Source organism: Acanthopleuribacter pedis, assembly GCF_017377855.1.
Taxonomy (GTDB): domain Bacteria; phylum Acidobacteriota; class Holophagae; order Acanthopleuribacterales; family Acanthopleuribacteraceae; genus Acanthopleuribacter; species Acanthopleuribacter pedis.
This window is the reverse complement of record NZ_JAFREP010000017.1, coordinates 121,546-132,970: the sequence shown is the minus strand read 5'-3', so window position 1 is coordinate 132,970 and position 11,425 is coordinate 121,546. Positions and strand designations below refer to the sequence as shown.

8 protein-coding genes are annotated in these 11,425 nt (G+C 55.8%); 1 reads left to right on the top strand and 7 read right to left on the bottom strand.

Going from position 1 to position 11,425, the window contains the following annotated elements; all coding sequences use genetic code 11:
- The first annotated feature begins 138 nt into the window (after positions 1–138).
- On the top strand, positions 139–1,572 hold the full coding sequence (locus tag J3U88_RS18395; RefSeq protein ID WP_207860403.1) for a glyceraldehyde-3-phosphate dehydrogenase: 1,434 nt from the start codon (positions 139–141) through the stop codon (positions 1,570–1,572).
- Between the two features lie 219 nt (positions 1,573–1,791).
- On the opposite strand, the gene J3U88_RS18390 is transcribed toward J3U88_RS18395, so the two are convergent.
- The 7 genes from J3U88_RS18390 to glmS all read right to left on the bottom strand — a co-directional run bounded on the left by J3U88_RS18390 (position 1,792) and on the right by glmS (position 11,422).
- Positions 1,792–2,910 (bottom strand): hypothetical protein, encoded by a 1,119-nt coding sequence (locus J3U88_RS18390; protein ID WP_207860402.1) that lies wholly within the window; start codon positions 2,908–2,910, stop codon positions 1,792–1,794.
- 245 nt (positions 2,911–3,155) lie between these two features.
- Positions 3,156–3,737, bottom strand: coding sequence for a c-type cytochrome (locus tag J3U88_RS18385; protein WP_207860401.1), 582 nt, complete (start codon positions 3,735–3,737; stop codon positions 3,156–3,158).
- On the bottom strand, positions 3,730–4,239 hold the full coding sequence (locus tag J3U88_RS18380; protein WP_207860400.1) for a DUF3341 domain-containing protein: 510 nt from the start codon (positions 4,237–4,239) through the stop codon (positions 3,730–3,732). The genes J3U88_RS18385 and J3U88_RS18380 overlap by 8 nt, the downstream gene beginning before the upstream one ends.
- Positions 4,239–5,594: an NrfD/PsrC family molybdoenzyme membrane anchor subunit gene (gene nrfD / locus J3U88_RS18375; RefSeq protein WP_207860399.1), complete on the bottom strand. Its 1,356-nt coding sequence runs from the start codon at positions 5,592–5,594 to the stop codon at positions 4,239–4,241. Before nrfD ends, J3U88_RS18380 begins: the two co-directional genes overlap by 1 nt.
- A 19-nt stretch (positions 5,595–5,613) precedes the next feature.
- Positions 5,614–8,691 carry a 4Fe-4S dicluster domain-containing protein gene (locus J3U88_RS18370; protein WP_207860398.1) on the bottom strand — a complete coding sequence of 1,026 codons (3,078 nt, stop codon included), beginning with the start codon at positions 8,689–8,691 and terminating at the stop codon, positions 5,614–5,616.
- Positions 8,692–8,703: 12 nt separating this feature from the next.
- The gene (locus J3U88_RS18365; protein ID WP_207860397.1) at positions 8,704–9,273 is read right to left on the bottom strand and encodes a cytochrome c3 family protein; all 570 of its coding nucleotides are present in this window, start codon (positions 9,271–9,273) and stop codon (positions 8,704–8,706) included.
- 322 nt (positions 9,274–9,595) lie between these two features.
- Positions 9,596–11,422, bottom strand: a complete 1,827-nt coding sequence (glmS, locus tag J3U88_RS18360) for a glutamine--fructose-6-phosphate transaminase (isomerizing) (RefSeq protein WP_207860396.1) — start codon at positions 11,420–11,422, stop codon at positions 9,596–9,598.
- Between the last annotated feature and the right edge of the window lie 3 nt (positions 11,423–11,425).

Here is an 11,425-nt window from a genome sequence, read left to right as displayed (position 1 = left end):
AACGCGGCAACACCCAGACGGGGCCGGTTTTCCCGGCTTGCTCACCCTTGGTCCGCGCTGAAGAGCCGCGTTCGGGCTAGGTCCGCGATGGTGGTATATCCATTTTTGCGCTCCCCCTGCTCTTGAAGGAGTCCCTTTTTGGTCAACGAATACCACAACGAACTTCAAAACTGGGTTGAACAGGAATCCCTGGCGATCCGTGCCATCGCAGCCATTCACAAATTATGGGTTGAACACTCGGTTGAAGTTTTGTTGTTCCGCCGCGTCCTGGTTCACCAAGGACCGCTCGAAATTTTGAAGAGCCACCAGTACGCCCGCCAAATTTCCCACACCGAAATGCGCATCAGCGATACCCTGCCCATTTTGGAGCAGCTCGCCGAAATGCCGCTTTGCCCCTCGCGCCTCGATCTCGGTCGCCTGACCAGTGAATGGCTGCGAACCAAACGCGAACCCAACACCTTAACCAGCTTTCTACAAGAACAGCTTGCCGAGCATCTGGTGCCCGGCAAAGCCGATTTTGAACCCAAGGACGTGGTGCTCTACGGTTTCGGCCGCATCGGCCGTATTCTCGCGCGCCTGCTGGTCGAACAAGCCGGCGGCGGCGGCGCGCTGCGCCTGCGCGCGGTTGTTTGCCGCGGCAAACTCAACGTTGCCAAACGCGCCGCTTTGTTTTTGCGCGATTCGGTTCACGGTCCCTTTGGCGGTAGCTTGACGGTGCTCGAGGAGCAGGACGCCATCATCGCCAACGGCGTTTACATCAAGTTCATTTCTTGCGACGCCCCCAACCTAGCCGACTACACGGTTCACGGTATTAAAGACGCGCTGGTCATCGATAACACCGGTGTTTGGCGTGACCGCGACGGCCTGAGCCTCCACCTCGAGGCCAAAGGCGTCGACCGCGTGCTGTTGACGGCCCCCGCCAAGGGTGACGTTCCCAACATCGTTTACGGGGTGAACCACCGCGAATACGGTGAGGGCGAACGCGTCTTCTCTGCTGCATCTTGCACCACCAACGCCATCACCCCGGTACTCAAAGCGGTTCACGAGGCCTTCGGCATCAACCACGTTCATGTGGAAACGGTACACTCTTACACCAACGACCAAAACCTGTTGGACAATTTCCATAAAAAAGAACGTCGCGGCCGGGCCGCCGCGTTGAACATGGTCATCACCGAAACCGGCGCGGCCAAAGCCGTCGCCAAGGCACTGCCCGCGCTCGAGAACAAGGTATCCGGCAACGCGGTTCGCGTCCCGACCGCCAACGTGTCACTGGCGATCATGAACCTGGACCTGGAACAAGAAGTCACCCGCGAGCAAGTCAACGACATGTTGCGCCACGCCTCCTTGGAAGGCCCGCTGGTCGCCCAAATCGATTTCACCAACGACGACGACGTGGTGAGCAGCGACATGGTCGGCAACACCCACGCCGCCATCGTCGATTCCTTGGCCACGCAAACACGCGGCAACCGCGCCGTCGTTTACGCCTGGTACGACAACGAGTACGGCTACTCCATGCAGGTAACCCGCGTCGCCCGCATCATCTCCGGTGTCGAGCGCATGCGTTATTACTAAACCGCAATCGCAAAGCAATCATTAAAGAAGCCCGTCGGATCGCGCATCCGGCGGGCTTTTTTTATGGACAGTTGGCCGCGACACACCATCGACCCTAACCCGCATTTCTCGGAAGGCTTCCAGCTTCTCGCTACGAATCCTCGTAAGAAATGCGGGCTAAAACCAAAAAAGCCGCACGTGGTAAAACGTGCGGCTTTTAGGTTTTCTAAAAAGAAAAACTTAGTGGCGGTTCACACCCATGTCCAAACGGGGGTCGGAGATGACCATGATGGGACGTTTGTAGAGGTACAAGGTGTACATCAAACCGAAGACACCCAGGAAGCCGAGACCAACAACGCCGTTCACCAAAATGATGTTCATGGCACTGTCAGCGGCGGCACCGGCGATATCCTCGGAACCCTTCACAAACGGGTTTTGGTCCCAGTAAACACCTTCCTTCCGATTGAAGTACCAAGCGGAAGGTGCGATCAAGATGAAACGCTCCAACCATACGCCGCACAAGCTCAGGACCGCAATCGGGGCGAAGGTTTTCGGTGACAACTTGAGGTGCTTGCTCAGGCCCAAGATGAAAGGAACCAAGAACACGGAGCAGAACACCAGAATCGCCCAAGGTTTCCAGATCGGATCTTGGAAGCGGGTCAACAGGAAGCCGGCCTCGTGTGGCAAGTTGCCGTACCAGATAACCAACCACTGAGCGAACAAAAGGTAAGCCCACACGATGGTGAAACCAAAGGTCAGTTTGCCCAAGTCGTGGTAGACGGGTTTGCTGAGGTATTTGGCGACTTCAAAGCGCTCACTCATGAACCAGGAAATCAGAACCATGGAGGCCCAACCGGTCAACAGCGCGGTGGTGAAGTTCCAGCCACCGAACATCGCGGAGAACCAGCGGAAGTCCAAGGACATAACCAAGTCGTAGGAAAGCATGGAAACGCAAACGGCAAAGGCGATGCAGTAGAGCACGGCCCATGTGCTTTGCTTGGCTTGGCAGTCTTCGATTTCCGTGGCGGCACCACGCCAACCGGGAACGCTTTTCCACAGGTTGGGATGTTTTTCGTGGGCCAGGCCCATGTCGGGACGGTTGGAGTACTTGAGGAACATCTGACCGACGAAGATCATAACGGCAACCCATACGATCTGACGACCCCACCAGAAGTTTTCTTGCAGCCAGGAGGCTTTGTTGGAGTGACTGGGCCATTCTTTGATGTGGCTCCACTCGTACAGATGCTCAACGCCAAATTTCAGGATGAGCATGCAGACGAGCGAGAACCACAGAAAGGCACCGAATGCTTCTGCGAAACGTTTAACGGTGCGCCCCCAGTGAGAGCGCGTGACTTGCATGATGGCGGCTGTTACCAAACCGGCGGCCGACAACAAAGTGAAAAAGTATGTGTTGTGTAAGAATGCGATCCAGCCCAAACGTTCTTTGCCTTCGATTCCGAAAGCGCAGTAAACGAAAGTGCCAAAGCCGATCAAAATCATTAACGCAAAGACGGCTAGTGTGGACCCGCTTGGTTTCGCAGGTCCTTTCGCGCTTACGACGTCAACATAATCTGTATGATGATGGTGTCCCACGGCTAACCTCTTTATGGATTTGGTGATTTGTCGGCCAAGTCTTTAACGTAGTTAACGACATGCCAGCGTTCTTCTGGGCTCAGGTTGTAACTGACCCGTTTCATGATCGCGCTACCGTGGGTCAAAACCGCAAAAACTTGTTCGTCAGAGCGCATTTTGATCAGTTGGGGGGCGGCAGCCGGCATACCGGTAAACTCAGCGCCCTCACGGTAGTAGGACTTGCCGCCCTTAGCAACGGGCGACTTGGTGTCCGGGTTCACACCCAGGTCCACGCTGTGGCAAGAGATGCAGTAGACTTCATACAACTCTTTACCTTTGGCCAGCGATTCCGGGGTTTTGGCAACGGGGTTCTTAAAGTGTGTCCACTGGTCCGGTTGGGTCAGCAGGTCCATCGGCTTGGGAACGGGTTCCCATGCATCGATGGCGACGCTGCCCTCGGCGGGAGCACGCAAGCCGTCTTGGTTGAACGGCTTGATGATGTGTTGCTCGGCCATGTCGTTCCAGGGCCACCAGCGGTAGGGACGTGCAAAACCGGCGACAAGTGCGGTACAGCAAACCAGCGCCAGGCTGAGGAGCATGATTTTGTTACGCATGCTTCACCTCTTCCGCGCCATTCTCGGCGAGTTCCTTGGCAACCGCCTCGTACTCGCTTTTGCTGCAGGGGATGAAGATCCCGAACTTGTCATCGCTGAAACGATCATCGTACAAGGTGGTCCGGGGACGGAACAACTTGGCGTTGAGGATGATCCCAAACAGCGTGAACAAGGCACCGAACAGAATGGTCAATTCGAACGCGATGACGGTGAACGCCAGCGGTGCAACGATGGGCTTACCGGAAGTGGGCAAGATCCAATCGAGCGATGCGAAGGAGGTAAAAACAAAACCGAAGGTGCAACCAGTCAGGCCGCCCAACAGGGTGAAACGGCGCACGGGGCTAACCGGTTCGTCGAGGGCGTGATCCAAGTCGTGGTGGGGACAAGGAGAGTGAACCTTGAGGTCGTCGCGGCCGCGCTCCTTGAAGTGATGAATTGCTTTAATAACGGTGTCCATGTGGGAATAGATCCCAAGCACACCGGGAACACTGTTATTGCTCATTACGCTGCCTCCTTACCGTGGGTCGCGTCACCAGATACGGGGGGATCGGCAATCTCTTTCATCTCAGTCAGTGCCATGGATGGGAAGAATTTAATGAAGAGGAAGAACCACATGAAGAACCAGCAGAACGAACCAAGCGTTACACCGGCTTCAACCCAAGTAGGCACGTACCAGCCCCAGGCAAACGGATCGTATTCCTGCGCCAAGGAGCTAACAATGATGTTAAAGCGTTCGAACCACATACCGATGTTGATGAAGATCGTGACGATCCACAGGACGGTCAGGTTGGTGCGCAGCTTGCGAACCCACAGAATCAGTGGCACGACGCAGTTACAACCGAACATCATCAGGAACGGAACTTGGTAAGCACCAAATACACGCTCGTGGAAGATGAAAATTTCGAAAACGTCGTCGCTGTACCAAGCGATGAAGTATTCGGTCAGGTAGGAGTAGGTGACGATGGTGCCGGTCAGCATGATCAGACGAGCCATCATGTCGAAGTGCCAAATCGTCAGGTACTTCTCCAGGTTAAAAATGCGGCGGAAGGGAATCAGGATCGTGATAACCATCGCCATCCCTGAGAAAACCGCACCGGCAACAAAGTAAGGTGCGAACAGGGTGGAGTGCCAACCGGGAACGATCGAGACCGCGAAGTCCCAAGATACAACCGAGTGAACCGAAAGAACCAGCGGCGTGGCCAGGGCGGCAAAGAAGCCGTAACCCGCCATGTAGTGGCGCCATTGGTGGTTCGAGCTGTCGAAGCCCAGTGACATGAAGGTGTAAATCTTCTTGCGCATGCCTTTCGCTTTGTCGCGAATGGCGGCGACATCGGGAATCAAACCGATGCAGAAGAAGATCGCCGATACCGAGAAGTAGGTGTTGATCGCGAACACGTCCCACAACAGCGGCGAACGGAAGTTAACCCAGAGTTCGCGTTGGTTGGGGTAGGGGATCAACCACCATGCGACCCATACCCGGCCGACGTGAATCAGCGGGAACAGGGCCGCCGTGAGTACGGCGAAGATGGTCATGGCCTCGGCGGATCGGAAGATCGCGTTCCGCCACTTGGCGCGGAACAAGAACAAGATCGCCGAGATCAGCGTACCGGCGTGACCGATACCAACCCAGAATACGAAGTCGGTGATGTAAACACCCCAGCCAACCGGGTGGTTGAGACCGGCGACGCCCATCCCTTCTTTAATTTGGTACATCCAACTGGCAACGCCGACACCCAGTCCACCCACAATCATGGCCATCATCAGCCAATAGGTAGGACGGGGTTTTTCGAGGGTACTTAGGATGTCCTTAGTGATTTCAGCATAAGAAAAATTGATTTCGTGTTGTTTAACGTCCACTGTTACTCACCCTCTCCGATCACGCGTGACCTTGGTCGAACACCGTGCGTCTCAAGTAGGACACACCGGGTTTCGTCTTGATGTGGCTGTCCAGCGCACGGTAGGCGCGTTGGTCGTGAGCAAGTTTGTAAACCTCGCTCTGTTGGTCCATGTAGTTGCCGAAGGAAATGCACTTAGACGGGCATACCTGCTGACAAGCGGTTTGGAAGTCGCCGTCTTGAACCAAACGACCTTCGTCCTTTGCCTTGTTGCGCGCATCGCGAATCCGTTGCGAACAGAATGTACATTTCTCCATAACCCCTTTGTGGCGAACCGACACGGTGGGGTTGGTGTACCAGCGGGCGTCCTCGTCCCATTCAAACGAGAACCAGTTGAAGCGGCGCACCTTGTAGGAGCAGTTGTTCGCACAATAACGGGTACCAACACAACGGTTGTAGACCATGGCGTTGAGACCTTCTTTGTTGTGGTAAGTCGCGAGTGAGGGACAAACCGATTCGCACGGCGCGTTGCCGCACTGCTGACACATCATCGGCATGAAGTTCACTTCGACTTTCTGGTGACCTTGCTTGTCCTTCTTCACGTTCAGGAAGCGGTCGATCCGCATCCAAGCCATCTCACGACCCTTGGCTACCTGATCTTTACCCACAACCGGCAGGTTGTTCTCGGCGTAACAGGCCGTCACACAAGAACCGCAACCGTTACAGGTGTCGAGGTCAACCACCATTTCCCATTTGTAGGGCTCGTAGAACTTCTCTTCACGGCCCCAGTAGATGGGATCGTTACCGCGATCATCGTAGAAGTCTTTGTCTTGGTGTTTGACGAAAGGCAGCTTTTTGTCGTACGGCGCGTAGTGGGGCACGTACTTGGGGCCGCCCTCGGACAACGTTTTGAGGCTAACCGTTTGGAACAGGTCGCGCACAAAGCGGTGATCTTGCTTGCCGTCTTCCTCGTGGAAGTAAGGCGAGTCGCTCATCGGCGTGTAGAGTTGGTCACCCAAACCAGGAATGTGGTACGTGGCCACTTTGGTTTGGTTGCCGGTGGCTTTCAGGGACACCTTGGTCGGTGCGAAAGCAAAAACCCCGGCCGCGTTAACACCGCCGCCAAACAGGCTGAAGGCGTTGGCGCCGCGTACGAAGGTTTCCGACGCAACCGTGCGACCTTGGCCGGTTTCCATGTAAACCACACCGTCCGGCATGGTTTGCGAGGTAATCACCGGCATGGCAACCGTGGCGCCGTTTACGGTGAACTCGACTTCCTGGCCGTACTTGAGGTTGTTGTCTTTGGCGGTTTGGTGGCTGATTTCGAGGAACGAGTCCCAGGTTACGCCGGTCATGGCCTCGGGCAGTTCTTGCATCCAACCACTGGTTGCGGCTGAACCGTCGCCGAAGCGGGGCGATTCCATCACAATCAGCGCCGGGCCGGCGACGTTCATCGCGGCAACCGCGCCGAAGAAACCGGCGTCCATATTGGCGGCAACCGGCAGGTCTTCACCGGCTTCAGCCATGGCGAAGATTCCGCCCTTGCGGAGGCAGTCGCGCCAGAACTTGCCGGCGTCGGCGGCTTCCGCGCCGAACCGCGCGGTGAAGCTCGCTTGCACATACTCGCGGAAGCTTTCCTGCGCGTAAGTGTCCGGGGCCAGTTCTTTCATCAGACCGATGATGTGGTCCTCGGCTTGAGCCATGTCCCAACGGGGGCGCATGGTCGGCTGTTGCAATTGGTTGAGGCCCTCGTAGGTGTTGACCTCACCCCATGCTTCCAAACCGTGGTGGTTCGGTACCACCAAGTTTGCCAGCGTCGTGGTTTCGTCGTTGGAGGCGGCGAACGCAACCGAGAAGGTGGCTTTTTTCATGGCCTCGGCGAACTTCAGGCTACCGGGCGTGTTAAACGCCGGGTTGGGGTTGCCCAACACAATCAGCACATCGACGTTGCCGCCGTTCAGGTCTTGAACCAAGTCGCTGATGTCACCGTGGTGAACGGTGCGCGTGGCAGGCTTGGAGGCCGCGTAGTTGAAATGCTTGCCAATGCCGCCCAACGCTTTGTTAAGCAGCAGAACCGCCGCGTGGTGTTGCAGCGATTGATCACCCAAAACGGTGTTTTCCGCGGGCAGAACCACGGCCGAACCGGCCGCGAGCAGTTCCTCGGCAACCTTTTGCAAATCGGCGGCGGTTAAACCGGAAGCGCCGGCCGCCGCACCCATATCGGCGCCGCTTACCAAGCCGGCAATCGCCGCTTGATCCTCGGCACTCAACTTGGTGCTTTTCGCCGCCACTTCTTTGAGCAGGGCGAGCAGAATGACCGACTCACTTCCAGGCTTGCAGTGCAGGCGGGTATCCGCCATTGCGCCGGTGGAAGAAGTGCGGGTTTCGATTTGCACGTGCTTGCCGCGGTTGAAATCTTCGATTTTTTTCATGTTTGCCCAGTTACGGGCGTGAGCGGTATGGTCGCCCCAGCTGTCCAGGAAGCGTGCGCCCAAGGACAACACGAAATCGGTACCGGCAAGGTTGATGTAAGGCACCTCGGCGCGACCGAACACTTTCTCAGAAGCAGTTGCCCAGTAGCTGTCGGTGAAAGCGGTGTAACGCACCAGCTTGCCGGTGCCCATGGCGGCGACAAACTGCGTCCAAAAATCTTGGGTTGCGCCGGACAGATCGCCCGCCAAAACCGAAACGTTGCGACCTTTGGCCCCGCTCAGTTTCTCTTTCAACACTTCCTGGGTTTTCGCGCGGGTAATCGCCTTGCCGTCCAACAGCGGCTTGCGCACACGGTCAGGTGAATACAGGTTCTGGATCACCGTCTGTTGGCGCGCACTCAGCGTCCCCATGTTGACCGGGTGGTCGGGGTTGCCCTCGGTTTTGTTTGCACGTCCGTTAATGGACTTGATGTGAAGCCCCAAGCTGCCCAATTCGGGCAAACTCGTCGCGTAGAAACGCGGCACGTAGGGGATCTCGCCGTCTACCGGCTCGACCCAAGGCTTCCAAACTTCATCAAAGCCCTCTTCGTAATCGGTGGGTTGGTAATCACAGCTTAATGTGGCCGCGGCAACACCACCCAGACCCATCAGTCCGAGGAAGTCTCTTCTCTTAATCTTCTTGGCCATGAATTACCTCACTTACTTGTGGCACGTTAGACAGTCTAACGATGCGCCCTTATCCAAATTGTCGCGGTGGCAATTCACACACCAACCCATCGTGAGTGGCGCATGGCGGTAAAGCAGCTCCATCTCTTCCACCGGACCGTGACAGGTTTGACAATCGAAACCGGCTTTGATGTGGCGCGAGTGATCGAAGTAAACGAAATCGGGCAGGTCGTGAACCTTCACCCATTCAATCGCTTCCTTCTTCTCGTATGCCTCGGCAATTTTTTTGATCGGATCGCGGTCGGCTGCAATCAGCACGTGACACTGCATACACTGTTCCAGCGCGGGAATACCCGCTGACCGTGACCGTCGGGCGTAAGTGTGGCAATTTTGGCACTCGATCTGTAGATCGCCCGCATGTAACTTGTGACTGTAGTCGATTGGTTGCTTCGGGGCGTAAGCGCCAACCGGGACTTCTTTGACCTCGGTTTTAATTCGCTCACCCTGGCCAAGCGCCGTAACGCCGACAAGGGCGCCGACGGCCACCAGAAATGTGACGACACTCACAAACTTAGTCGTGTTTTTCATCGAAATATCACCCAACTGTTCCTTTTAGTTCCTCACGTGGTTCCCATGACATAAAAAAATCAAGACACGACGAGGCGTGACCGTGCATTAGGGAACCACCAGGCCATTTTTTCCTTGCCTGGTCCTCAATCACTCCAAAAGGCAGGTGCCTCTTGAGCCCTCTGGGGACATTGATCCCCATATTGAACTCACGAACGGCCACATTTTAGATAAAAGCGCCGAACAATACCAGGTAAACCTTACGGCAAGTCCCGGAAAAACATAAAAATAAAAGGCCTCTCCGTAAAAAGAGAGGCCTTTTGCCGCAACCAGACAAACCTTAGCGGATGTTCCGTCCTTATTCCACCGTCACACTTTTGGCGAGATTTCGCGGCTTGTCGATCTCCGTACCGCGATAACGGGCGCAGTAGTAGGCGAATAACTGGAGCGGGATGGTGGTCAAGATCGGTTGCAACAGATCGTGGGTCTGCGGTACCCGAAACAAATCGTCGCAATGACGGGCGCATTGATCGTCACCCTCGTACGTAATCGCCAGAACCGGGCCGCTACGAGCGCGAATTTCCTGGATGTTGCTCAGCATCTTGTCGTAGCTGGCATCATTGGCCAACAGTGCAATGGTCGGGAAATTCTCGTCAATCAAGGAGATCGGGCCGTGTTTCATCTCACCCGCGGCATAGGCCTCGGCGTGAATGTAGGAGATCTCCTTGAGCTTCAACGCCCCTTCCATCGCCACCGCGGCGTGGGTCTGGCGCCCGATGAACAGGTTGTTGTCGAATTTCTGGTAGATGCGCGCCAGCTCATCAATTTGGCTCGCACGGGCCAAGATGTCCGAAACTTGGTCGGGTAGCCGGTTGAGCGCCTTCAGCAGGCTCACGCCCTCATTCAGCGAGACCATTTGGTAGCGGCCGATCAACAACGCCATCAGGTTAAGAATGACCAACTGGGACACAAAAATTTTGGTGGACGCGACTCCGATTTCCGGGCCCGCGTGACAATAGACACCGCAATCGGTTTCCCGCGCGATGGTTGAACCGACCACGTTCACCAAACCAATGGTGAGCGCACCCTTGCGACGCGCCTCGCGAATCGCCGCCAAGGTATCGATGGTTTCGCCACTTTGGCTGATCGCCAAAACCCCGGTTGTTTCATCAAGGCGCAGCTTTCGGTAACGGAACTCACTGGCCAACTCGACCTCGACATTGAGATCGGTCAAGGCCTCGAAAATATAGCGGCCAATCAAGCCGGCGTGGTAACTGGTGCCGCAGGAGACGATAATCAATTTGCGTAAATTCTTGATTTCGTCCATTTTGGACTGCAATCCGCCCAGGACGGCGACGCCCTCGGACACGTTCATGCGACCGCGACAGGCGTTGCGCACGGTTTCCGGTTGGTCGTAAATCTCTTTGAGCATGAAGTGGGGGAAACCGTTGAGACCTTCGTCCTCAACCTTCCAATCGATTTGGAAGGTCTCCCGCTGAATCGGCTTGTGATCAAAGGACATCATTTGGTAATCGCCAGGAGTCAATACCGCTAACTCATTGTCTTCCATGTAGATAACTTGATCGGTGTACTGCACGATGGCGGAAACGTCCGAGGCAACAAACATCTCGTCCTTGCCAATGCCGATGATCACCGGCGAACCACGACGGGCAACCACGATCTTCATGGGATCAGCGGCCGAAACGGCGGCGATCCCAAAAGTGCCTTCGAGGTGTTTTAGGGCCTCTTCAACCGCGGCTTCCAAACTGCCGTCAAAAAACTTGGCAATCAGCTGGACGATGACCTCGGTATCGGTTTCGGTATGAAAGTGGGCGCCGTCGGCTTCCAATCCGGCGCGTAACTTTTCGTGGTTCTCGATGATGCCGTTGTGAACCACGTAGAACTGCTGGGTTTCGTCGGTGTGAGGGTGGGCATTGGTTTCGTTGGGTTTGCCGTGGGTCGCCCAGCGCGTGTGGGCGATGCCGCAGGTCATCGGTAAATCGAGTCCTTTGACCAATTTGTCGAGATTTTGTACGCGGCCGACAACCCGGTAACGACGCGAACCCGACTTGGCGACGGTTACCAAACCGGCCGAATCATAGCCGCGGTATTCCAATCGCTTGAGCCCATTTAACAGAATAGGGGCGGCTTTGCGCATCCCAACATAACCAACGATTCCACACATAAA